Below are 22207 nucleotides of genomic sequence, written 5' to 3' on the forward strand. Positions count from 1 at the left end.
TTCGAATGAAAATACTTAAAGTAAATGAACTTGTTTCAATCAAACGCTCGATTGAAGCCGGCACCTCCGAGCAGCAGGCTGTTGTAAAAAAAATTATTATGGAGGTTCGTGATCGCGGAGACGAAGCGTTAAGAGAGTATACGGAAAAATTCGACCGCGTCCGCCTTGCCTCTTTTTCCGTTACTGAAAAAGAATTTAAGGAAGCATATGGTGAAGTGGAAACGGAGTTGATCACCATCATTCGTGAGGCTGCGGAAAATATTCGCACTTTTCATGAAAAGCAGCTCCGGCCATCGTGGATGAAAACGGAGGAAAATGGCACGATTCTTGGTCAAAAGATAACCCCGCTCGACTCGGTTGGTGTGTATGTCCCTGGCGGAACGGCGGCCTATCCATCATCGGTGCTGATGAATGTGATTCCGGCCAAAGTGGCTGGAGTTAAACGAATCGTGATGGTGTCACCGCCTGACAGCAATGGGAAATTACCAGCGGCAGTGCTCGTCGCGGCTAAAGAAGCGGGTGTGGAAGAAATTTATAAGATTGGCGGTGCCCAGGCGATCGCCGCGCTTGCTTACGGGACTGAGTCAATTACCGCTGTGGATAAAATTACTGGACCAGGAAATATCTTTGTTGCGCTTGCGAAACGGGAGGTATTCGGCGATGTTGATATTGACATGATTGCCGGACCGAGTGAGATTGCGATTTTAGCAGATGAAACAGCAAGGGCAGACGAGGTTGCGGCCGACTTGCTATCGCAGGCGGAGCACGACCCGCGGGCATGCAGTGTTCTGGTTACACCGTCTTTGGAGTTGGCAGAAAAGGTGTCAGTGGAAGTTGAAAAGCAAATGGCATTGCTGCCACGGCGGGAAATTGCTGCTCGTTCAATTACGGATTACGGGGTTATCTATGTAACAAATGATCTTGACGAAGCGGTTGAAACGGTGAACCAGTTAGCACCAGAACATCTTGAAATCATCACCGAAAATGCGATGGAGCAACTTGGGAAAATCCGTCATGCCGGGGCTATCTTTATTGGCCGCTATAGCTCAGAGCCCGTTGGCGATTATTTTGCCGGGCCGAACCATGTGCTGCCGACAAACGGAACAGCCCGATTCTCCAGCCCGCTGAATGTGGATGATTTTCAAAAGAAATCTAGCGTGATTGTTTATAGTGGACGGGCGTTAAAGGATAATGGCGCGAAAATCGCCGCCTTTGCCCGTGCGGAAGGGCTCGAGGCGCATGCTCGGGCGGTGGAGATTAGACTTACAAATGATCAATAGTATACAAGCAGAGTGATAATTCAAGGAGGCACCCTTCATGGAAAGAACGGCAAGTATTGAAAGAAATACAAATGAAACCAAAATTCAACTATCTTTAGCAATCGATGGAGAGGGTCAATCCCGGCTCGATACTGGGGTCCCATTCATGACGCATATGCTTGATTTATTCACGAAACATGGACAATTCAACCTCACAGTCGATGCCCAAGGCGATACAGAAGTCGATGATCACCACACAACCGAAGATATCGGTATTTGTTTAGGTCACGCACTTCGTGAAGCATTAGGCGACAAAAAGGGGATTAAACGATACGGAAATGCCTTTGTTCCAATGGATGAAGCTCTTGCGCAGGTAGTAGTCGACCTCAGCAACCGCCCGCACCTTGAAATGCGAGCCGAGTTTCCGGGACAGAAAGTAGGGACCTTTGATACCGAACTAGTACATGAATTCCTCTGGAAGCTCGCACTAGAGGCACGGATGAACCTTCATGTTATCGTTCATTACGGCAAAAATACGCACCACATGATCGAAGCCGTCTTCAAAGCATTGGGACGAGCACTCGACGAAGCCACAACCATCGACCCGCGCATCAAAGGCGTACCTTCCACTAAGGGGATGTTGTAAATGGTGCCTGACAACAATATCACGCCAAGAAAGGTGGCAACAGGGGCAATGATTGGAATTGTTGATTATGGCATGGGGAATCTTTTCAGCGTGAGTAAGGCCTTAGAGCGATTAGACGCCGACTATTTTATTTCCGCAGATAAAACGAAATTACTTCAAGCAGATGCCTTAATACTCCCGGGTGTTGGCTCTTTCCGTGATGCAATGGAACGCCTGCCTGTGGAGACGATAAAGGATTTTGCGGCTACAGGGAAACCGCTGCTAGGCATCTGCCTTGGTATGCAGCTTTTGTTTGAACAAAGTGAGGAAAATGGCCCAACCAAAGGATTGGGATTGTTACCTGGCAGTGTCCGCCGTTTTCCTGGCAAAACACAGCTTGGTGAAACCTATAAAGTCCCGCATATGGGCTGGAATAAACTGGAGTTCACAAAGCAATCACCATTACTAAAAAACCTAACCGAGGATTACGTCTATTTCGTGCATTCCTATTATGTGGATGCGGAAAATTCCGAGGTATTACTCGCAAAAACGGATTACCATGAAAAAGTTTCAGCAATTGTCGGCAAAGACAATATATATGGCATGCAATTTCATCCTGAAAAAAGCAGCAGGCTTGGGATGGCCTTGCTAAATAACTTTTTACAGACGGTGCAGGAAAGGGAGGCAGTACAATGAGCTTCACGATTTATCCGGCAATTGATATGCGTGGCGGAAACTGCGTCCGTCTCCTTCAAGGGGATTATGCGAAAGAAACCATCTATGGGGATTCACCGTTTGATATGGCGCAAAGCTTTGCAGAAGCCGGCGCCGAATGGATACATATGGTTGACCTTGACGGGGCAAAGGATGGCAAACGGATCAATGACCGCTTTGTGCTAGAAGCAGCCCAAAAGCTGCAGGCAAATATTCAAATTGGCGGCGGCATTCGTTCTGAGGAAGATATCAACCACTATCTTGAAAATGGTGTCAATCGTGTGATTATTGGCAGTATTGCCGTATCGAATCCTGACTTTGCCATCGAAATGATCAAGAAATACGGGGCAAAAATCGCAGTCGGAATTGATGCAAAAAACGGCTATGTGGCGACACACGGCTGGCTTGAAACCTCCGCTCTCAAGGCGGTTGAACTTGGAAAAAGGTTTGCGGATGCAGGAGCGGAGACGTTTATTTTTACCGATATTGCCACCGATGGCACGCTTTCAGGCCCCAATATTGCCGCTGTTTGCGAAATGTGCGAGGTGACTGGGAAAAATGTCATCGCCTCCGGCGGGGTAAGCAGTCTTGCCGATCTAAAAGTATTATCGACCGCAAAAAATATAAGCGGAGCAATTGTTGGAAAAGCCCTGTACGAAAATCGTTTTACCCTTAAGGAAGCACTGGAAGAGGTGGCATCAAGATGACACTTACAAAACGAATTATTCCCTGCCTTGATGTCAAAGACGGCCGTGTGGTGAAAGGCATTCAATTTGTCCAGCTCCGTGACGCCGGCGACCCTGTTGAACTGGCACGATTTTACGATGAACAAGGGGCTGACGAGCTCGTATTTCTAGATATCTCCGCATCAGTAGAAGGAAGAAAGACGATGATTGAAGTCGTGAAGTCCGTTGCATCTGAACTGGCAATCCCTTTTACTGTTGGCGGCGGAATTAATTCTCTGGAGGATATGAAAAAAATCCTCCGTGCCGGTGCGGACAAGGTGTCACTCAACACAGCAGCTGTTTTAAATCCGGATTTAATTCGTGAAGGCGCAGGCTACTTCGGCTCTCAGTGTATCGTTGTTGCCATCGATGCCAAATTTGACCCACAAATAGGAACATGGCGCGTTTATACCCATGGCGGACGAAAACCCACAGAAAAAACAGCTGTAGAATGGGCAATAGAGGCTGCAGACCTAGGTGCTGGCGAAATCCTATTAACCAGCATGGACAGCGATGGCGAGAAAAATGGCTTTGATCTAAAACTAACCAAAGCAATTAGTGAAGCCGTTACAATTCCGGTCATCGCTTCAGGCGGAGCCGGGAATGTTGAACATTTTGAAGAAGCATTTTTAACTGGAAAAGCCGATGCCGCCTTAGCAGCTTCGATTTTTCATTACAAAGAAACGTCAGTAGATGAAGTTAAAAGCTATTTGCGGGAAAAAGGAGTGAGCATACGATGAATGTTCGATTTGATGAAAAAGGGCTCGTACCTGCGATTATTCAGGATGCCGGAACGAAAGAAGTATTAACACTCGCCTATATGAACGAGGAATCGCTGTCGAAAACGATTGAAACAGGAGAAACCTGGTTTTACAGCCGTTCTCGTCAGGAATTGTGGCACAAAGGAGCTACCAGCGGCAATACACAGACCGTTGTCAGCATCAACTATGATTGCGACCAAGATGCGTTATTAGTGCTTGTTAATCCAAAAGGCCCTGCCTGCCATACGGGAGCAGTAAGTTGTTTTTCAGAACGCATCGTGGAAAGTTCAACGAACTTGAATGATTACCAAATCTTACAATCGCTTGAAAAAGTGATCATGGAACGAGAGCGTGAGCGCCCAGAGGGTGCCTATACGACGTACCTTTTTGAAAAAGGCGTGGATAAGATTTTGAAAAAAGTCGGTGAGGAAGCAGCCGAGGTCATTATCGCTGCCAAGAACCGTGACCATGAGGAACTTAGATGGGAAGCGGCAGATCTACTCTACCACTTGCAAGTGCTTTTAGTAGAACAAGGACTTCCCTTCACTGAGGTTTTAAGAACACTAGAAGAAAGACACAAAGACCGGTCCTAATCGCACCGGTTTTTTATTTTCGCCTAAATTTCGGGAACCTTCTCCGAACAAGCCCTAAATGTGTTATACTACATAAGTTATGTTAAAAAATGTGGAGGACTTCATGGTGAAAGACTTGACGGCAAGAATGCAAAAAGGAAAACTATTATCATTTGTTCCTACGGGGGAATATTATTTCACGAAGGGTTTAAAGGCATACCATCGACGTGATTTCAAAAAGGCAAAAAAATATCTTGGGCGGGCGATGCAGCTTGAGCCGGGCGAACCGATGATTACATGCCAGTTGGCGATTGTGTCAACCGAACTTGGCGAGTTTGAAAATTCCAACCGACTCTTGCATCTCGTCATTGAAGAACTTGACCCGGAAATGGCGGAATGCCATTACTTTTTAGCGAATAATTATGCCCATATGGGATTTTTTAAAGATGCGTATCATCACAGTAAGCTTTATTTACAGCTGGATCCTGATGGTGATTTTTCGGAAGACACGGAGGATTTGCTTGATCTGCTCACTTTGGAGTCAGATGACTTTGAGGATGAGCTGTATCAAGAGGACGATCTTATTATCAAACAAGAGCAGGCTCGCGAACTGCTAGAGTCCGGTTACTTTCCAAAGGCCATAGAGCTGTTAAAAGAGGTCGTCAAGGAATTTCCGGAATACTGGTCTGCCTATAACAATTTAGCACTTGCCTACTTTTATTTAGGGAAAGTGGAAAAAGCGGAAGCCATCCTAGAAGATGTACTGGAGCGAAATCCGGGGAATCTTCATGCCTTATGCAATAAGCTTGTTTTTGCCCATTATCAAGGGCAGACAGAAAGTGCTAGGGAATTGTTGGAACCATTGAAAAAAATCCAGCCGCTGCTCAGCGAGTATCAATTTAAGCTGGGGGCAACCTTTGCCTTGGTTGGCGAATATGAGCTTGCTTATTTATGGTTGAAAAGGTTATATAGGTATGGTTTTAATGGGGATGGCCCGTTTTATTATTGGCTCTCCTATTCGGCTTATTTCACGGGCTATGAAAATTTTGCAAAAAGCATGTGGAAAAAGGTGCTTGAAATCACCCCTGACAAAGAGGGCTTAGAACCTTGGAATGATAAAAGTCCACGGGCTAACGGGTTTGAGGACTATAAGGGATCAATTTTTCAAAAGCTTGAAAGTGACTATGTGGAAGAACGATTATTTGCTCTTTTCCTGACAACTGTTTCAAGTAAAAAGGAAGAAATCATCACCTCAAAACGGCTTTTTCAAAATCAGAAATTTACTACTTTGGAAAAAGAGTATATTTCGTTAATCCGGTCGGGGAAACCATCGGTAACCGCAGATGCACAGGAAATTGCCGAGATCTTTTATGAAAATCATCACCCTATCGGCGCAATTGAGTCAGGGTTGTATTTAATGTGGTTTTCGGTGTTTGTTGAAGTATCCAAAGCAGACGTTCGTTTGAAAAATAAACGTGCCTGGGCCGCGGCGGTCGAGTACTTGTGGCATAAACTGCGCAGCGAAAAAGTTTCACAGCAGGAAGTGGCTGAGCGCTACAGTCTATCCCCGGCAACCATCGGTAAATATGTAAAATTAGTGAATAATTATTTGCAGTAAGCAAATTCGTGGACGATAAAACATTTGTTATATACGATTAAGTAAGGGAACAATATACTTAATCGTATTTTTTTATAAGGAGTGAACTTTAATGTCTGAAGAAAAAATTTATGACGTTATTATTGCTGGGGCTGGTCCTGCGGGGATGACAGCCGCTGTTTATACATCACGCGCAAATCTTTCCACACTCATGATTGAGCGCGGAATGCCGGGCGGACAAATGGCCAATACCGAGGATGTGGAGAACTATCCAGGCTTTGAAAGTATTTTAGGGCCGGATTTATCAACAAAAATGTTTGAGCATGCCAAAAAGTTTGGTGCGGAATATGCCTATGGCGATATTAAAGAAATCGTTGATCATGGCGATTACAAAATCGTAACCGCTGGCGCGAAGCAATATAAAGCCTATTCAGTTATTATTTCAACAGGTGCTGAGTATAAGAAAATCGGTGTTCCAGGCGAAAAAGACCTTGGCGGCCGCGGCGTTTCCTATTGTGCCGTTTGTGATGGAGCATTTTTCAAAGGGAAAGAACTTTACGTCATTGGCGGCGGAGATTCCGCTGTTGAGGAAGGCGTGTATTTAACTCGCTTTGCTTCCAAAGTAACCATTGTTCATCGTCGTGACCAGCTGCGGGCACAAAAGATTCTTCAAGACCGTGCATTTGCGAACGAAAAGGTGGATTTTATCTGGAATCACACAATTAAATCAATTAATGACAAAGACGGTAAGGTTGGCAGTGTGACGCTCGTTTCAACCCAAAATGGCGAGGAGCAGACACTTCCGGCAGATGGTGTGTTCATTTATATCGGGATGCTGCCGCTGTCAAAACCATTTGAAAGCATCGGCATTACGAATGAAAATGGCTATATTGAGACGAACGAGCTCATGGAAACAAAGGTGCCTGGGATTTTCGCCGCAGGAGATATTCGTGAAAAAACGCTTCGTCAGATTGTAACGGCTACCGGTGACGGCAGTATTGCCGCACAAAGTGCCCAGCATTATGTGGAAGAGCTTAAGGAAGAAATGAAATTAAAGAAATAGCCTGGCGTTTGCAATGAGCCGTAACGGTAAAATGGCGAGCCCAAACAATTCATAAAAAAGTAACTATCCTGTAACAGTGGTGAAATAAAGATAGGGTATGATAAGAGAAATTGACCCCCTTTTAAAAATATATACCTTTCCTGCACAGGCTCAGCAGCTTGTGCTCTTTTTTTGCCCAACTTTTTCACACACAAGGTGGTGTCAGGCACCGTTACCTGCATTCGCAACATGGTAAATGTAGAATTGGTGTCAGGCACCAAATAAAATTAACAGAAATATCAATTTTGTATTCATTGTGACTGGTTTCTAAAAATAGTATAATGAAATGAATAAATTAGCAGTTTATTTTGTATTATAGCTCGAGCCCTAGTCAAGGCGCTTGCGCTTTATTAAGAGGGTGAATACATGCAGCGGGTTACGAATTGTGTTTTAATTAGAAACGATCAAATATTGTTGCTGCAGAAACCGCGACGGGGCTGGTGGGTGGCACCAGGCGGGAAAATGGAGCCGGGCGAGTCGGTCCGCGACTCTTGCATCCGGGAATTCCGCGAAGAAACGGGCATTTATTTAAAAAACCCACAATTAAAAGGTATTTTTACGATGATTATGAAAGAAAGTGATGAGCTCCTTTCCGAATGGATGATGTTTACCTTTGTTGCCACCGAATCAGATGGCATCGATGTAGATGAATCGGAAGAAGGAAAGCTGGCGTGGCATCCAATCGACCAGATTAAAGGTCTGCCAATGGCTGCGGGTGATCTACATATCATTGATTATATGGTTCATGGAAAAGGAATTATTTACGGTACTTTTACGTATACAAAAGATTTTGAACTCATTAGTTATCGATTAGATCCAAGTTAATTAAGAAAAGCGCAAGCGCCCTGGTCAGCGGCGTAGGGCGCTTGCGCTGGACAATAATAGGGGGAATTGCCATGAGTACCGGTTCGACAAATGAAATCCAAATGGTCATAATTACCGGAATGTCTGGGGCTGGAAAAACTGTAGCCATTCAAAGCTTTGAAGACTTAGGATTCTTCTGTGTTGATAACCTGCCTCCAACACTTCTTCCAAAATTCCTTGAACTAATGAAGGAATCCGGGAATAAAATGAATAAAGTTGCCCTTGTCATGGATCTAAGAGGTAGAGAATTCTTTGATCACCTCTTTAAAGCACTTGATGAGCTTGCAGAAACATCCTGGGTGACACCGCAGATTTTATTTTTAGATGCGGATGATTCTACATTAGTACGCCGGTATAAGGAGACAAGGCGGTCACATCCGCTTGCCCATTCAGGCTTACCTCTTGAGGGTATCACGCTTGAACGGGAGCTTCTTGAGGGATTAAAAGGCCGTGCACAATTGATTTACAATACTTCCCAGATGAAACCGCGTGAATTACGTGAGAAGATATTAACGGAGTTTACGGCAAATAAACAATTATTTTTTACGGTCAATGTCATGTCATTTGGCTTTAAACATGGGATCCCCATCGATGCGGATCTTGTATTTGATGTACGCTTCTTGCCAAATCCTTTTTATATCGAACACATGCGTCCATTAACAGGCTTGGATGAAGAGGTCTCAAGCTATGTACTCAAATGGAATGAGACCAATAAATTTTTGGAAAAATTGACGGACTTACTCAGCTTCATGCTTCCTCATTATAAAAGAGAAGGGAAAGCACAGCTGGTGATTGCGATTGGCTGTACCGGCGGGCAGCATCGATCCGTTACCTTAGCAGAGTACCTGGGCCGATTTTTCCAAGATGATTATAAGACATGCGTCACCCACCGTGACATTGAGAAGAGAAAGGATAAAACAACATGAGAGAGTTTGGACAGCCTCGAATCGTCGTCATTGGCGGGGGAACAGGATTACCTGTTTTATTGCGGGGATTAAAACAGTATCCTGTCGATATTACCGCCATTGTGACGGTCGCGGATGATGGCGGCAGCTCGGGGCGCTTGCGTGAGGATCTGCATATCCCTCCACCAGGTGACATTCGCAATGTACTGGCATCATTGTCAGATGTGGAACCACTGGTTGAAGAGATGTTTCAGCACCGTTTTAAAACATCGAATGAACTTTCCGGACATTCACTTGGAAATTTAATCTTAGCGGCGATGACCTCCATCACCGGAAATTTCGTTCATGCGATTCAAGAAATGAGTAAGATCCTAAATGTTCGCGGCAAAGTACTTCCAGCAGCAAACCAGAGCGTGGTTTTGCATGCGGAGATGGAAGATGGCGCCATCGTTTCGGGGGAATCAAAAATTCCTTACTCAGGTAAAAAAATCAAACGAGTGTTTTTAACTTCCAAAAAAACGATTCGTCCTTTGCCGGAGTCGATACAAGCGATTCGCCAGGCAGACTTAATCATTATTGGTCCCGGAAGCTTGTATACCAGTATCCTGCCCAATCTGCTTGTCCCGCGTTTAGGGGATGAGGTATGCCGCTCTCACGCGAAAAAGGTGTATATCTGTAACCTGATGACGCAGGCCGGGGAAACGCATGGCTTTACAGCAAGTGATCATGTGAAGGCGATCTATGACCATATGAGCTGTGCCTTTATCAATACGATTCTTGTTAATAACGAAGAAATTCCACAGCATATCCAGCTCCGTTACAATGAGGAATTGGCAGACCCAGTTTTATATGATTTGCCGCAGTTATTTGAACTTGGCCTCGAGGTCGTGCATGCCGATATTGCCTATCAGGAAAATGGTGCGTTAAGGCATGATCCGAAAAAGGTAGCAAAAATTTTATATAATTTGCTTGTAGATGAAACCAAAAAGCGTTATGAAGCGTAGATAGTAATTACATGCTAAAATAAAGTGTTTTTAAATAAAGGGGTGAGGGGATGTCTTTCGCTTCGGAGACGAAAAAGGAATTAACGAACTTGGAAGTGAAAACGTGCTGTATTCAAGCTGAATTATCAGCGTTGATACGCATGAATGGTTCCCTGTCCTTTTCAAATCGTAAGTTAGTGGTGGATATTCAAACCGAAAATGCTGCGATTGCCAGAAGAATCTATACATTGTTGAAAAAGAGCTATCAAATTCAAGTAGAGCTTTTAGTTCGAAAAAAAATGCGCCTGAAGAAAAACAATGTTTACATCGTTCGTTTATCTCAGCAGGCGAAGCAAATTCTTGAAGACATGAAAATTTTGGGTGAAGGATTTACCATTATTCATGATATCTCACCGGAACTTGTAAAGAAGAAGTGTTGTAAGCGTTCTTATTTACGCGGTGCTTTTCTTGCCGGAGGCTCTGTCAATAATCCGGAAACGTCTTCTTATCATTTGGAAATTTCTTCACTTTATAAAGAGCATAACGACTCTTTATGTGAATTGATGAATACATTTGGTTTAAACAGTAAAACGCTTGAGCGAAAAAAGGGCTTTATTACCTATTTAAAAGAAGCTGAAAAGATTACTGAGTTTCTTAATATTGTTGGTGCCCATAATGCTTTGCTCCGCTTTGAGGATGTCAGGATTGTCAGGGATATGCGGAATTCCGTTAATCGTCTGGTAAACTGTGAAACCGCCAATCTTAATAAAACCATTGGCGCTTCCATCAGGCAGGTCGAAAACATTCGCTATATCGATGCTAATGTGGGCTTACAAATTTTGCCTGATAAGCTACGAGAAATTGCTGAACTCCGTGTTCAATATCCTGACGTAACCCTGAAAGAATTAGGGGAAATGGTATCCGGCGGAACCATCAGCAAGTCAGGAATTAATCATCGCTTACGAAAAATTGATGAGATTGCAGAAAAACTGCGCGCTGGAGATATGGCGTTAAAGCATGGAAGTTTGTGAAATAGTGAATTAGTTCTAAGAACATAGAAAAAACATGAGGAGGAATTGTATAATGTTGGTGAAACAAGTAGAAGTAAAATTGAAAACGGGTCTTCAAGCACGCCCAGCCGCACTTTTTGTGCAGGAAGCAAACCGTTTTTCAGCTGATATTTTTCTAGAGAAGGATGGCAAAAAGGTTAATGCCAAAAGCATCATGGGCTTAATGAGCTTGGCAGTAGGTTCAGGAGTTGTCATTAATATTATCGCCGACGGCACCGATGAAGACAGAGCCATCAACGTATTAACGGATTTTATTGAAAAAGAACATTAATTAAGAAAGGGGTTCGGCTTCATTTTTGTGGCCGGGCCCTTTTAAATTTTTGCGTAAGAGATTTTACGTGACCGATGAAGTGGAAAGTGAGAGTGGATGGTCATGTAGAGTGAGTCTACGTAACCTTAGAAGTGGAAAATGCAGTGGTAAGTCACATTTGGTAAATGCAACGAGCTTTCATTGACCGTTAGGGATAACTTTTTACCATTTAGGTAAATGAAACGGGCTTTCATTAACCGTTTGAGCGACCTTTTTTGCCTTTTGGAAAATGAAACGGGCTTTCATTAACCGTTTGAGCAAACTTTTTTGCATTTTGGTAAATAAAAAAAGCAACCGGCCTATTAAAGCCGATTGCTCATCAAATTATTTTTTATCTTTAGTTTCTATAGGGTTACGGGTAACGATGTTATCAATCAGGCCGTATTCTTTCGCTCTCTCTGCTGTCATGAAGTTATCACGGTCTGTATCGCGTTGAATGACTTCAAGCGGCTGACCTGTGCGCTCTGAAAGGATCCCATTTAATTTTTCACGAAGGAAGAGGATGCGTTTTGCTGCAATCTCGATTTCCGTTGCTTGCCCTTGAGCACCGCCGAGTGGCTGGTGTATCATGACTTCCGCGTTAGGTAATGCATATCGCTTTCCTTTTTCACCGGCTGCAAGTAAGAATGCACCCATGGAAGCTGCCATGCCGATACATACAGTCGAAACATCTGCCTTAATATACTGCATGGTATCGTAAATAGCCATACCTGCGGTGATGCTTCCACCAGGGCTATTGATGTAAAGGGTAATATCTTTTTCAGGATTTTCCGCTTCTAAAAATAATAGTTGTGCTACAATGCTATTTGAAACATTGTCATCAATGGCGCTGCCAAGCATAATAATCCGGTCTTTTAACAGACGAGAATAAATGTCATAAGCACGTTCGCCGCGGTTTGTTTGTTCAATAACTGTAGGAATCAAATTCATTTTTCTTCCTCCTTTGAATGGAAAAGGTAATAATATTATGTATTGTTATCATACACTGATGGTCAATAAAGGTCAAACAATTCGACTTTAAAAACTTCGACAACTTTCCCTAATTCATCATATCCATTCCTGACATTTTTAAACCTACAATTCACTTGCAATGTTCACGAATCTGGCATATAATATGTAAGTCGCAACAAATTAGCGCTCGTGGTGCAACGGATAGCACGTAAGATTCCGGTTCTTAAAATGGGGGTTCGATTCCCTCCGAGCGCGTCACAAACCTCCTGTTTCCAGTAAACGGGGGGTTTTTATTTTTGCAAAAAAGAAAGCAACTCCTCAATTAAAGCAATTTCCAATACACGAATCCCACTTTATCGTGTAAAATGGAAACGAGGGGTGATATGAATGAACTTAAAGGCAGGTTTATGGCAGCAGCAGACGTTAAAATTAACGATGACACAAGAATTGTCACAGGCGATTGCATTATTGCAATATTCAGCCCAGGAATTGACTGCTTTTCTCGAAGATAAAGCGCTAGAAAATCCCCTCATGCAGATTGAAAATGGCCATGTTAAGCCGATGAATCCGCTCATTGATCGGAAACCAAAACGGCATCAAAAGGCGGAAAAGGATTGGATTGAACAAATTGCAGACAAACCTTTTTCATTGGAAGACCATTTAATCTCACAAATAAATAGCTCGAACCTATCGGCGGAGCAAGTAAGAATAATCCGTCATCTTATTCAGAATATAGATGAAAACGGTTACTTTATAGGTAACCTTAGCGAAATTGCCCAAAAACTAAAAGTAGAGGAAGAGGTAGCAGAAGATTGTTTAGCCGTGATTCAAACGCTTGAACCAGCGGGAATTGGGGCGAGGGATCTTCAAGAGTGCCTCCTGATCCAAATGTATTATCAAAATCCCAATAATGAACTGGCCCAGAGCATCCTTACCGACTTTTTCGTCCCATTCGCGGAAAAGAAATGGAAGCAGATTGCGAAAGAACTGAAAGTAACCCTAAAGGACATTCAAGATATATTTGACCAAATTCAATTACTTAATCCTAAGCCTGGCGCAATCCTCGGGAAAGAAACTACTTCGTATATTATCCCCGATGCGATTGTTGAGCAATCAGCGGAAGGCTTTACGGTGAGAATGTCTGATGATACCTTGCCAAGGATTGGTTTTAACGAAAAATATTATAAAAAATTCAATGGCCAGAATCAGCAAGTCAGTCGTTTTTTGGAGGATAAAGTTCAGGATTATCAGTGGATTTTAAAAAGCATTGAACAGCGGAAAGAGACATTAACAAAGGTTGTAATGAAAATTGTTGAAAAGCAACTGGCATTTTTTCAAAAAGGCACAAATTATTTAGTGCCAATGACCATGAAAGAAATAGCAGCGGAACTTGCTATTCATGAATCAACGGTTAGCCGAGCAGTCCGTGAAAAATATGTGCAAACACCTATTGGCACATTCGCATTAAAAACATTTTTTACAAGCACGATTCAGACCGTTTCAACGGATGAGAATACTTCGTCTACTCAAGTGAAAAATAGGATTAGTAAATTAATAGAAAAAGAAAATAAGGAAAAACCATTATCAGATCAAGAAATTGTGGAACGATTAAAGGAGACGGAGGGGATCGTTGTATCGAGGCGTACGATTGCAAAGTACCGCGATCAGTTGGGAATCCCGTCTTCATCCAAACGAAAAAGGTTCAACTAGAAAGGAAAGTAAATATGACTCAAACGACCATCACTTTATATACAAGGAATCGCTGCCCATTATGTGACAAAGCGAAAGTCACCTTAGATGAGCTGAAACAGGAATGGAATTTCAAGCTCGAAGAAGTCGATATCGAAACAAGCGATGAATTAACCGAGCGCTATGGATTGATGATTCCGGTTGTCCATCTTGACGGTGAAGAGGTCGGATTTGGTTTTGTTGACAAATTTGATATTAGTAACCGTTTGCAGGAAAAAACTAAATCAAATGAGTTGAAATAGGGTTTCACTCCTGCTACAATTAAAAACGTACAAGGGGTGATTTTTTTTAGTGTAGGCGGGACATAATATGTCTATGGTGGACATTTTAAGACCAACTACATAGAATAAAGGAGCATGCAATTCATGCAGTCATTTATCGATATTCAAAAAAGATTATTACCCGATCTCCTTCAAGTGCTGCAAAAACGATATACCATTCTAAGGCACATTGGATTGATGCAGCCGGTGGGAAGAAGAAGTCTAGCCGTGAGTCTTGGCTTCACCGAAAGGATTCTTCGTAGTGAAGTAGACTTCCTCAAAGAGCAAGATCTTATTTACGCAAATAATGTGGGAATGAGTTTAACCTCTGAAGGGAAAAATTTACTCGAGGATTTAGAAGGTTTGATGCGTGAGTTAAAGGGTATTGATGTAATGGAGTTGGAATTAAAGCATCAGCTTGGCATTAAGAAAGTCATCATTGTACCCGGAGATAGTGATGAATCACCACTGGTCAAAGGCGAATTAGGCAGGGCATGTGCGCTTTGCATGAAAAAGCTTTTGAGCGGGAAAAATATCATCGCTGTTACTGGTGGATCAACCATGGCTGCTGTTGCTGAAAGATTATCAACCAATCATCATCACGAAGAGCTGCTTTTCGTTCCGGCACGCGGCGGGGTTGGCGAGGACGTGGCCAATCAAGCAAATACGATCTGCTCGAATATGGCAAAAAACACTGATTCAAAGCATCGTGTTTTATATGTTCCAGACCAGGTCAGTTCTGAAATTTACGAGTCATTCATTAAAGAACCTGATATTCACGAGGTCTTGAACTTGATTCAATCCGCTAGCATGGTTATCCACGGAATTGGGGATGCTATTACAATGGCTGAGCGGCGAAAATCCAACCCGGAAATTAAGCAGAAGCTTGAAAGCGGGAAGGCTGTCGGCGAAGCTTTTGGCTATTATTTTAACGAAGAAGGCGAGATTGTCCACAAGGTTCTAACGATTGGACTTCAGCTTGAAGACCTTGCCCATATCCCGAACGTCATTGCCGTGGCAGGCGGGGCATCGAAGGCAAAGGCAATTAAGGCATACTTAAAAAAAGCACCGTCATCAACCATATTAATTACAGATGAAGGTGTGGCAAAACGGTTATTGAAAGGGTAAATCCTTTTAAAAAAATATAATTAATTTTTACCCACTAAAAGGAGGAATTTTATCATGGCAGTAAAAGTTGGAATTAATGGATTTGGACGTATTGGTCGTAACGTATTTCGTGCGGCTTTAAACAATAGCAATGTGGAAATCGTAGCAATTAACGACTTAACTGATGCAAACATGCTTGCACATCTTTTAAAATATGACACAGTTCACGGAACTCTTGCAGAAAACGTAACAGTTGACGGCGAATATCTAGTTGTCGGCGGGCACAAAGTAAAAGTTATTGCAGAACGTGATCCTGCACAATTAGGCTGGGGCGACCTAGGCGTTGAAGTAGTTGTTGAATCAACTGGCCGTTTCACAAAACGCGAAGATGCAGCGAAACACCTTGAAGCAGGTGCAAAAAAGGTTATTATTTCTGCACCAGCAAACAACGAAGATATCACAATCGTTATGGGTGTTAACGAAGATAAATACGATGCAAATAACCACCATGTCATTTCAAACGCTTCTTGTACAACAAACTGTTTAGCGCCGTTTGCAAAAGTATTAAATGACAGCTTCGGCATCAAACGCGGTATGATGACAACTGTTCACTCTTATACAAATGACCAACAAATTCTTGACTTGCCACACAAGGACTACCGTCGTGCTCGTGCAGCTGCTGAAAACATCATCCCAACATCTACTGGTGCTGCAAAAGCTGTTGCCCTTGTTTTACCAGAACTTAAAGGCAAATTAAACGGTATGGCAATGCGCGTTCCTACTCCTAACGTTTCTGTTGTGGACTTAGTTGCTGAATTAGAAAAAGACGTTACAGCTGAAGAAATCAATGCAGCATTAAAATCAGCTGCAGAAGGCCCATTAAAAGGCATTTTGGCTTACAGCGAACTTCCATTAGTTTCAACTGACTACAATGGTGCGACTGTTTCTTCTACAATTGATGCATTATCAACAATGGTTCTTGAAGGCAACATGGTAAAAGTACTTTCTTGGTACGACAACGAAGTTGGTTACTCAAACCGTGTAGTTGACCTTGTTGATTACATCGCTTCAAAAGGACTATAATATTGGATTGAATTTCCAATAGCAAAACATATATAATATTTATGGTATTCCAAAGGGGAGTGGGGAGGATTCCCCCTCCTTTTTTATTGTAAAAAGCCAAAATTTTATGGAGGTCCTTTACATGAACAAGAAAACACTTAAAGATATCGATGTAAAAGGGAAACGTGTATTTTGCCGGGTAGATTTTAACGTCCCGATGCAGGATGGGAAAATTACCGACGAAACACGGATTCGTGCCGCATTGCCAACCATTCAATATTTGATGGAGCAAGGTGCAAAGGTCATTTTAGCAAGCCACTTCGGTCGTCCAAAAGGAAAAGTAGTCGAAGAAATGCGCTTAACTCCAGTTGGCGTCAGACTTGCTGAGCTTCTTGGCAAAGACGTGAAAAAAGTGGATGAGGCATACGGAGATTCAGTTAAAGCGGTGATCAGCTCAATGAACGAAGGCGATGTGCTTCTTCTTGAAAACGTTCGTTTCTACCCTGGTGAAGAAAAGAATGATCCTGAACTAGCTAAAGCATTTGCAGAACTTGCTGATGTATATGTAAACGACGCATTTGGTGCTGCACACCGCGCCCATGCTTCAACAGAAGGAATTGCCCACAACCTTCCAGCTGTTTCCGGTTTCTTAATGGAAAAAGAACTGGATGTACTTGGAAAGGCACTTTCCAATCCAGAACGTCCTTTTACAGCGATTATCGGTGGTGCGAAGGTAAAGGACAAAATTGGTGTCATTGAAAATCTATTAGAACTTGTCGACAATTTGATTATTGGTGGCGGGCTTGCATACACCTTTATTAAGGCACAAGGTCATGAAATTGGAAAATCTCTGCTTGAGGCTGATAAGATTGATCTTGCGAAATCATTTATGGAAAAAGCAAAAGCGAAGGGCGTAAATTTCTACATGCCGGTCGATGCGATTGTTGCGGATGATTTTTCAGCAGATGCAAACTCTAAAGTAGTAGCAATCGAAGAAATTCCAGCTGATTGGGAAGCACTTGATATCGGTCCAAAAACAGCTGAAATCTACCGTGATGTTATTCAAAAATCAAAATTGGTTATCTGGAATGGACCAATGGGTGTGTTTGAAATCGACAAATTTGCCGGTGGCACTAAGGCTGTTGCGGAAGCACTTGCCGAAGCACAAGGTACATACTCAGTCATTGGCGGCGGCGACTCAGCAGCAGCTGCTGAAAAGTTTGGCCTAGCAGAAAAAATGAGTCATATTTCAACAGGCGGCGGCGCTTCTCTTGAGTTCATAGAGGGTAAAGCACTTCCTGGCGTCATGGCATTGAACGATAAATAATTTTTATCGACAAATAGTTACTCAATATGAACAAATTTTTCAATATATGAACATAGTTCTGTAGGATATGAACAATTTTTAAATAATATGAACAAAATTCATCAAGATATAAACAAATTACACTTTTCAAGAAAGGATGTGCCTCCCATGCGTAAACCAATTATTGCTGGTAACTGGAAAATGAACAAAACCCTTTCTGAAGCGAAAAGCTTTGCAGAAGAAGTAAAAAGTCTTGTTCCTGCTTCAGAGAAAATGGAATCTGTGATTTGTGCACCTGCATTATTTTTACAAACTCTCGTGGAAACAGCACAAGGCAGTGATGTAAAAATAGGTGCCCAAAACATGCACTTTGAAGAATCAGGAGCCTTTACAGGAGAAATCAGCCCGAAAGCACTTGCTGATCTTGGAGTTCAATATGTGATTATCGGACACTCAGAACGCCGTGAAATGTTTAATGAAACGGACGAATCTGTTAATCAAAAGACGCTTGCAGCCTTTAAATATAACTTAACACCGATCGTTTGCTGCGGAGAAACGTTAGAACAGCGCGAAAATGGGGAAACCAACCAATTAGTTGGCGACCAAGTAGCTAAAGCGTTAGCTGGATTAACTGATGACCAAGTCAAACAAACAGTCATTGCTTATGAACCAATCTGGGCAATCGGCACAGGTAAATCATCTACATCACAGGATGCAAATGATGTTTGTGCCCACATCCGCCAAGTGGTTGCTCAAGCATTCTCTCAAGATGTAGCAGATGCCGTAAGAATTCAATACGGCGGCAGCGTGAAACCAGAAAATATTAAAGAATACATGGCACAGCCGGATATTGATGGTGCATTAGTGGGCGGAGCAAGCCTTGAAGCACAATCATTTTTAAAGCTACTGGAGGCAGGTCAATATGAGTAAATCTCCAGTTGCTCTCATTATCCTCGATGGCTTTGGCTGCAGGGGAGAGACAAAAGGAAATGCAGTGGCCCATTCGAAAAAGCCCAATTTTGATCGTTTCTGGAGCACGTATCCACATTCCCATTTAATCGCTTCCGGTGAAGCAGTCGGTCTTCCTGAAGGACAAATGGGTAACTCCGAGGTTGGACATTTGAACATCGGAGCTGGCCGGATTGTCTACCAAAGCTTGACTCGTGTGAACATCGCCATTCGTGAAGGCGAATTTGAAAAAAATGAAACCTTCACAGGAGCCATGAAGCATGTGAAAAAACAGGGCACTGCGCTTCACTTATTTGGTTTACTATCAGATGGCGGGGTTCATAGTCATATTCAACACATGTTTGCACTTTTAAAGCTTGCTAAAGAAGAAGGCGTGGAAAAAGTATATGTGCACGCCTTCCTTGATGGACGTGATGTCGGTCCAAAAACAGCCACGAAATATATCCAGCAAACACTGGATAAAATGAAGGAATTAGGTGTCGGCGAATTCGCAACGGTCTCTGGTCGTTATTACTCGATGGACCGGGATAAGCGCTGGGAGCGTGTGGAAAAATCTTACCGCTCCATGGTATATGGTGAAGGACCTTCATACACCAATCCATTGGAAGTAGTAGAGGATTCCTACCAGCATGGAATTTTTGACGAATTCGTGATCCCATCTGTGATTACAAAAGAAGATGGTCAGCCGGTTGCAACTATTAAAGATAACGATGCCGTTATTTTTTATAACTTCCGTCCGGATCGCGCCATTCAGATTTCCAATACCTTTACAAACCAAGATTTTCGTGACTTTGACCGCGGGCTAAAACATCCAAAGGATCTATACTTTGTCTGCTTAACCCATTTCAGCGAGTCAGTAGATGGCTATGTAGCTTTTAAACCGACTAACCTTGACAACACGTTAGGTGAAGTCTTGTCCCAAAATAATCTTAAGCAGCTAAGAATTGCGGAAACAGAAAAATATCCGCATGTTACTTTCTTCATGAGCGGCGGTCGTGAGGCGAAGTTTCCTGGCGAAGAGCGGATTTTAATCAACTCACCAAAGGTTGCCACATACGATCTTCAACCGGAAATGAGTGCGTATGAAGTAACGGATGCATTGCTGAATGAAATTCAGAATGATAAAGTGGATGCCATTATCTTAAATTTTGCAAACCCAGATATGGTCGGACATTCAGGGAAGCTTGAGCCGACGATTAAGGCGATCGAAACAGTAGATGAATGTTTAGGTAAAGTCGTTGATTTAATCCTTGAAAAAGGCGGATCAGCCATTATAACTGCAGACCACGGAAATGCCGACGAAGTAATTACCCTTGAAGGTGAACCAATGACTGCACACACAACGAATCCTGTACCGGTTATTGTTACGAAACAAGGTGTGGAATTACGTGAAGGCGGAATTCTTGGTGATTTAGCCCCAACTATGCTAGATTTATTAAAGCTTCAGCAACCAGCCGAAATGACTGGTAAAACATTAATTAAATAATTTCTAAGGAGAGATTTGAATGCCATTTATTGCAGATGTATACGCTCGTGAAGTATTAGATTCCCGTGGAAACCCAACCGTTGAGGTAGAAGTATTTACAGAATCAGGCGCTTTCGGTCGCGCATTAGTGCCAAGCGGTGCGTCAACTGGTGAATACGAAGCAGTTGAACTTCGCGACGGCGACAAAGAACGTTACCTTGGTAAGGGTGTTCTTAAAGCGGTTGATAACGTAAACGAAATTATTGCTCCACATCTTGTTGGCGAAGAATACAGCGTACTTGACCAAGTGGCTGTTGACCAAGCATTAATCGAGCTTGACGGTACGGAAAACAAAGGTAAGCTAGGCGCTAACGCAATCCTAGGTGTTTCTATGGCGGTTGCTCATGCTGCTGCAAACTACTTAGATATTCCTTTATATCAATACCTTGGCGGTTTCAATTCTAAGCAGCTTCCAGTGCCAATGATGAACATCGTAAACGGCGGCGAACATGCTGATAACAACGTTGATATTCAAGAATTCATGATCATGCCTGTAGGTGCGCCAAGCTTTAAAGAAGCGCTTCGCATGGGTGCAGAAATTTTCCATACGTTAAAAACAGTTCTTAAAGGCAAAGGCCTTAACACGGCTGTTGGTGACGAAGGCGGCTTTGCGCCAAACTTAGGATCAAACGAAGAAGCACTTCAAACGATTGTTGAAGCAATCGAAAAAGCTGGCTACAAGCCTGGTGAAGAAGTAATGCTAGCAATGGATGCCGCCTCTTCTGAGTTCTACAACAAAGAAGACGGCAAATACCATCTTGCAGGCGAAGGTGTTGTGAAAACATCTGCAGAAATGGTTGATTGGTATGAACAGCTTGCTAATAAATACCCAATCATTTCAATCGAAGACGGCTTAGACGAAAACGACTGGGAAGGCCACAAGCTTTTAACAGAGCGTCTTGGCAAAAAAGTTCAATTAGTGGGTGATGATTTATTTGTTACCAACACTAAGAAGCTTGCTGAGGGTATCAAAAAAGGAATCGGCAACTCCATTCTAATCAAAGTTAACCAAATCGGTACATTAACTGAAACATTTGATGCAATCGAAATGGCAAAACGCGCTGGCTACACTGCAGTTATTTCCCACCGTTCTGGTGAAACAGAAGATAATACAATCGCTGATATCGCTGTTGCAACAAACGCTGGTCAAATCAAAACTGGTGCACCATCACGTACAGATCGCGTAGCGAAATACAACCAATTGCTTCGTATCGAAGATCAATTAGGTGAAACATCTCAATACAATGGTCTTAAATCTTTCTATAACTTAAGCAAATAATTTCAGAGGCACCTGACAGCTGTTGTTGGGTGCTTTTTCAGTTCCACGCCGCCATTCCCATAACCTGTCACAAACACTCTATTGTTTAAAGTTTAAGAATATGGTAAATTTAATATACTGTGATATGTTCGTCTAACAGGAGGTGGCCTTCATGCATGCATTTGTCGTAACATTATTAGTAATCGTAAGTATTGGTCTTATTGTGGTTGTATTACTTCAATCCGGTAAGAGTGCTGGTCTATCCGGTGCCATTTCGGGTGGAGCTGAAACCCTATTCGGTAAGCAAAAAGCACGAGGAATTGACTTGATTCTACATCGGATCACGGTTGTTTTATCAGTATTATTCTTCATCCTTGCTCTTGCTGTAACTTACTTTAAAATCTAATATAAGACAGTCAAAACCCGGCCAAAGCGCCGGGTTTTTTGCTGTATTGTGCGGGGGAATCCTCCGTTGGCGGAATTAGTTCTGAGTTAGGCGGAATTCCAGCTCACATTAAAGTTAGTCTAAAAAG

At 42.8% G+C, this 22207-nt stretch carries 23 protein-coding genes and 1 tRNA gene; 23 read left to right on the plus strand and 1 reads right to left on the minus strand.

Annotated elements, in window-relative coordinates:
• Nucleotides 1-5: 5 nt before the first annotated feature.
• The 13 genes from hisD (at nucleotide 6) to BABA_RS02055 (ending at nucleotide 11448) form a co-directional block, all read left to right on the plus strand.
• Complete coding sequence (gene hisD, locus BABA_RS01995; RefSeq protein ID WP_007083447.1) at nucleotides 6-1280, plus strand: histidinol dehydrogenase; 1275 nt, start codon at nucleotides 6-8, stop codon at nucleotides 1278-1280.
• Between the two features lie 37 nt (nucleotides 1281-1317).
• Nucleotides 1318-1905 carry an imidazoleglycerol-phosphate dehydratase HisB gene (hisB, locus tag BABA_RS02000; protein ID WP_007083448.1) on the plus strand — a complete coding sequence of 196 codons (588 nt, stop codon included), beginning with the start codon at nucleotides 1318-1320 and terminating at the stop codon, nucleotides 1903-1905.
• A gap of 48 nt (nucleotides 1906-1953) precedes the next feature.
• Nucleotides 1954-2580 (plus strand): imidazole glycerol phosphate synthase subunit HisH, encoded by a 627-nt coding sequence (gene hisH, locus BABA_RS02005; protein ID WP_040344908.1) that lies wholly within the window; start codon nucleotides 1954-1956, stop codon nucleotides 2578-2580.
• Nucleotides 2577-3305, plus strand: coding sequence for a 1-(5-phosphoribosyl)-5-[(5-phosphoribosylamino)methylideneamino]imidazole-4-carboxamide isomerase (gene hisA, locus BABA_RS02010; protein WP_007083450.1), 729 nt, complete (start codon nucleotides 2577-2579; stop codon nucleotides 3303-3305). The genes hisH and hisA overlap by 4 nt, the downstream gene beginning before the upstream one ends.
• Entirely contained in the window at nucleotides 3302-4063 is a 762-nt protein-coding gene (hisF, locus tag BABA_RS02015; RefSeq protein ID WP_007083451.1) for an imidazole glycerol phosphate synthase subunit HisF, read from the plus strand. The genes hisA and hisF overlap by 4 nt, the downstream gene beginning before the upstream one ends.
• A complete protein-coding gene (gene hisIE, locus BABA_RS02020) occupies nucleotides 4060-4677 on the plus strand; it encodes a bifunctional phosphoribosyl-AMP cyclohydrolase/phosphoribosyl-ATP diphosphatase HisIE (protein ID WP_007083452.1) in 618 nt (205 codons plus the stop codon). The genes hisF and hisIE overlap by 4 nt, the downstream gene beginning before the upstream one ends.
• A gap of 103 nt (nucleotides 4678-4780) precedes the next feature.
• On the plus strand, nucleotides 4781-6274 hold the full coding sequence (locus tag BABA_RS02025) for a tetratricopeptide repeat protein (RefSeq protein ID WP_007083453.1): 1494 nt from the start codon (nucleotides 4781-4783) through the stop codon (nucleotides 6272-6274).
• 91 nt (nucleotides 6275-6365) lie between these two features.
• Complete coding sequence (gene trxB, locus BABA_RS02030) at nucleotides 6366-7316, plus strand: thioredoxin-disulfide reductase (RefSeq protein ID WP_007083454.1); 951 nt, start codon at nucleotides 6366-6368, stop codon at nucleotides 7314-7316.
• A 405-nt stretch (nucleotides 7317-7721) separates the two neighbouring features.
• Complete coding sequence (locus BABA_RS02035; RefSeq protein ID WP_007083455.1) at nucleotides 7722-8180, plus strand: NUDIX hydrolase; 459 nt, start codon at nucleotides 7722-7724, stop codon at nucleotides 8178-8180.
• Between the two features lie 71 nt (nucleotides 8181-8251).
• Nucleotides 8252-9145, plus strand: a complete 894-nt coding sequence (rapZ, locus tag BABA_RS02040) for an RNase adapter RapZ (RefSeq protein ID WP_007083456.1) — start codon at nucleotides 8252-8254, stop codon at nucleotides 9143-9145.
• Nucleotides 9142-10128 carry a gluconeogenesis factor YvcK family protein gene (locus BABA_RS02045; RefSeq protein WP_007083457.1) on the plus strand — a complete coding sequence of 329 codons (987 nt, stop codon included), beginning with the start codon at nucleotides 9142-9144 and terminating at the stop codon, nucleotides 10126-10128. The genes rapZ and BABA_RS02045 overlap by 4 nt, the downstream gene beginning before the upstream one ends.
• A 50-nt stretch (nucleotides 10129-10178) precedes the next feature.
• A complete protein-coding gene (gene whiA / locus BABA_RS02050; protein WP_007083458.1) occupies nucleotides 10179-11138 on the plus strand; it encodes a DNA-binding protein WhiA in 960 nt (319 codons plus the stop codon).
• A 52-nt stretch (nucleotides 11139-11190) separates the two neighbouring features.
• Nucleotides 11191-11448 (plus strand): HPr family phosphocarrier protein, encoded by a 258-nt coding sequence (locus tag BABA_RS02055; protein ID WP_007083459.1) that lies wholly within the window; start codon nucleotides 11191-11193, stop codon nucleotides 11446-11448.
• 363 nt (nucleotides 11449-11811) lie between these two features.
• Here the strand turns inward: BABA_RS02055 and clpP are convergent, their stop codons facing one another.
• Nucleotides 11812-12417: an ATP-dependent Clp endopeptidase proteolytic subunit ClpP gene (gene clpP / locus BABA_RS02060; protein WP_007083460.1), complete on the minus strand. Its 606-nt coding sequence runs from the start codon at nucleotides 12415-12417 to the stop codon at nucleotides 11812-11814.
• 204 nt (nucleotides 12418-12621) lie between these two features.
• Here clpP and BABA_RS02065 point away from each other — a divergent pair.
• From BABA_RS02065 to secG, 10 genes are all read left to right on the plus strand, one after another.
• Nucleotides 12622-12693 (plus strand) — tRNA-Arg (locus BABA_RS02065).
• A 132-nt stretch (nucleotides 12694-12825) separates the two neighbouring features.
• Nucleotides 12826-14148 carry an RNA polymerase factor sigma-54 gene (rpoN, locus tag BABA_RS02070; RefSeq protein WP_007083461.1) on the plus strand — a complete coding sequence of 441 codons (1323 nt, stop codon included), beginning with the start codon at nucleotides 12826-12828 and terminating at the stop codon, nucleotides 14146-14148.
• Between the two features lie 14 nt (nucleotides 14149-14162).
• Entirely contained in the window at nucleotides 14163-14429 is a 267-nt protein-coding gene (locus BABA_RS02075; RefSeq protein WP_007083462.1) for a glutaredoxin family protein, read from the plus strand.
• 123 nt (nucleotides 14430-14552) lie between these two features.
• Nucleotides 14553-15575, plus strand: a complete 1023-nt coding sequence (locus tag BABA_RS02080; RefSeq protein WP_007083463.1) for a sugar-binding transcriptional regulator — start codon at nucleotides 14553-14555, stop codon at nucleotides 15573-15575.
• 54 nt (nucleotides 15576-15629) lie between these two features.
• The gene (gene gap / locus BABA_RS02085; RefSeq protein ID WP_007083464.1) at nucleotides 15630-16637 is read left to right on the plus strand and encodes a type I glyceraldehyde-3-phosphate dehydrogenase; all 1008 of its coding nucleotides are present in this window, start codon (nucleotides 15630-15632) and stop codon (nucleotides 16635-16637) included.
• Between the two features lie 121 nt (nucleotides 16638-16758).
• On the plus strand, nucleotides 16759-17943 hold the full coding sequence (locus tag BABA_RS02090) for a phosphoglycerate kinase (RefSeq protein WP_007083465.1): 1185 nt from the start codon (nucleotides 16759-16761) through the stop codon (nucleotides 17941-17943).
• A gap of 147 nt (nucleotides 17944-18090) precedes the next feature.
• Nucleotides 18091-18852, plus strand: coding sequence for a triose-phosphate isomerase (gene tpiA, locus BABA_RS02095; protein WP_007083466.1), 762 nt, complete (start codon nucleotides 18091-18093; stop codon nucleotides 18850-18852).
• Nucleotides 18845-20377 carry a 2,3-bisphosphoglycerate-independent phosphoglycerate mutase gene (gene gpmI, locus BABA_RS02100; RefSeq protein WP_007083467.1) on the plus strand — a complete coding sequence of 511 codons (1533 nt, stop codon included), beginning with the start codon at nucleotides 18845-18847 and terminating at the stop codon, nucleotides 20375-20377. Before tpiA ends, gpmI begins: the two co-directional genes overlap by 8 nt.
• A 19-nt stretch (nucleotides 20378-20396) precedes the next feature.
• Entirely contained in the window at nucleotides 20397-21695 is a 1299-nt protein-coding gene (eno, locus tag BABA_RS02105; RefSeq protein WP_007083468.1) for a phosphopyruvate hydratase, read from the plus strand.
• Nucleotides 21696-21846: 151 nt separating this feature from the next.
• Nucleotides 21847-22080 carry a preprotein translocase subunit SecG gene (gene secG / locus BABA_RS02110; RefSeq protein ID WP_007083469.1) on the plus strand — a complete coding sequence of 78 codons (234 nt, stop codon included), beginning with the start codon at nucleotides 21847-21849 and terminating at the stop codon, nucleotides 22078-22080.
• The last annotated feature ends 127 nt before the right edge of the window (nucleotides 22081-22207 follow it).

Source organism: Neobacillus bataviensis LMG 21833 (genome assembly GCF_000307875.1).
GTDB lineage: Bacteria > Bacillota > Bacilli > Bacillales > Cytobacillaceae > Neobacillus > Neobacillus bataviensis.

Coding starts and splice junctions, on each gene's coding strand:
- rpoN (WP_007083461.1), top strand. CDS start 12,826: ATGAACTTAAAGGCAGGTTTATGGCAGCAGCAGACGTTAAAATTAACG.
- BABA_RS02035 (WP_007083455.1), top strand. CDS start 7,722: ATGCAGCGGGTTACGAATTGTGTTTTAATTAGAAACGATCAAATATTG.
- hisA (WP_007083450.1), top strand. CDS start 2,577: ATGAGCTTCACGATTTATCCGGCAATTGATATGCGTGGCGGAAACTGC.
- BABA_RS02045 (WP_007083457.1), top strand. CDS start 9,142: ATGAGAGAGTTTGGACAGCCTCGAATCGTCGTCATTGGCGGGGGAACA.
- BABA_RS02025 (WP_007083453.1), top strand. CDS start 4,781: ATGGTGAAAGACTTGACGGCAAGAATGCAAAAAGGAAAACTATTATCA.
- gap (WP_007083464.1), top strand. CDS start 15,630: ATGGCAGTAAAAGTTGGAATTAATGGATTTGGACGTATTGGTCGTAAC.
- tpiA (WP_007083466.1), top strand. CDS start 18,091: ATGCGTAAACCAATTATTGCTGGTAACTGGAAAATGAACAAAACCCTT.
- BABA_RS02090 (WP_007083465.1), top strand. CDS start 16,759: ATGAACAAGAAAACACTTAAAGATATCGATGTAAAAGGGAAACGTGTA.
- hisD (WP_007083447.1), top strand. CDS start 6: ATGAAAATACTTAAAGTAAATGAACTTGTTTCAATCAAACGCTCGATT.
- rapZ (WP_007083456.1), top strand. CDS start 8,252: ATGAGTACCGGTTCGACAAATGAAATCCAAATGGTCATAATTACCGGA.
- hisIE (WP_007083452.1), top strand. CDS start 4,060: ATGAATGTTCGATTTGATGAAAAAGGGCTCGTACCTGCGATTATTCAG.
- whiA (WP_007083458.1), top strand. CDS start 10,179: ATGTCTTTCGCTTCGGAGACGAAAAAGGAATTAACGAACTTGGAAGTG.
- clpP (WP_007083460.1), bottom strand. CDS start 12,417: ATGAATTTGATTCCTACAGTTATTGAACAAACAAACCGCGGCGAACGT.
- secG (WP_007083469.1), top strand. CDS start 21,847: ATGCATGCATTTGTCGTAACATTATTAGTAATCGTAAGTATTGGTCTT.
- trxB (WP_007083454.1), top strand. CDS start 6,366: ATGTCTGAAGAAAAAATTTATGACGTTATTATTGCTGGGGCTGGTCCT.
- BABA_RS02080 (WP_007083463.1), top strand. CDS start 14,553: ATGCAGTCATTTATCGATATTCAAAAAAGATTATTACCCGATCTCCTT.
- hisH (WP_040344908.1), top strand. CDS start 1,954: ATGATTGGAATTGTTGATTATGGCATGGGGAATCTTTTCAGCGTGAGT.
- eno (WP_007083468.1), top strand. CDS start 20,397: ATGCCATTTATTGCAGATGTATACGCTCGTGAAGTATTAGATTCCCGT.
- hisF (WP_007083451.1), top strand. CDS start 3,302: ATGACACTTACAAAACGAATTATTCCCTGCCTTGATGTCAAAGACGGC.
- BABA_RS02075 (WP_007083462.1), top strand. CDS start 14,163: ATGACTCAAACGACCATCACTTTATATACAAGGAATCGCTGCCCATTA.
- hisB (WP_007083448.1), top strand. CDS start 1,318: ATGGAAAGAACGGCAAGTATTGAAAGAAATACAAATGAAACCAAAATT.
- BABA_RS02055 (WP_007083459.1), top strand. CDS start 11,191: ATGTTGGTGAAACAAGTAGAAGTAAAATTGAAAACGGGTCTTCAAGCA.
- gpmI (WP_007083467.1), top strand. CDS start 18,845: ATGAGTAAATCTCCAGTTGCTCTCATTATCCTCGATGGCTTTGGCTGC.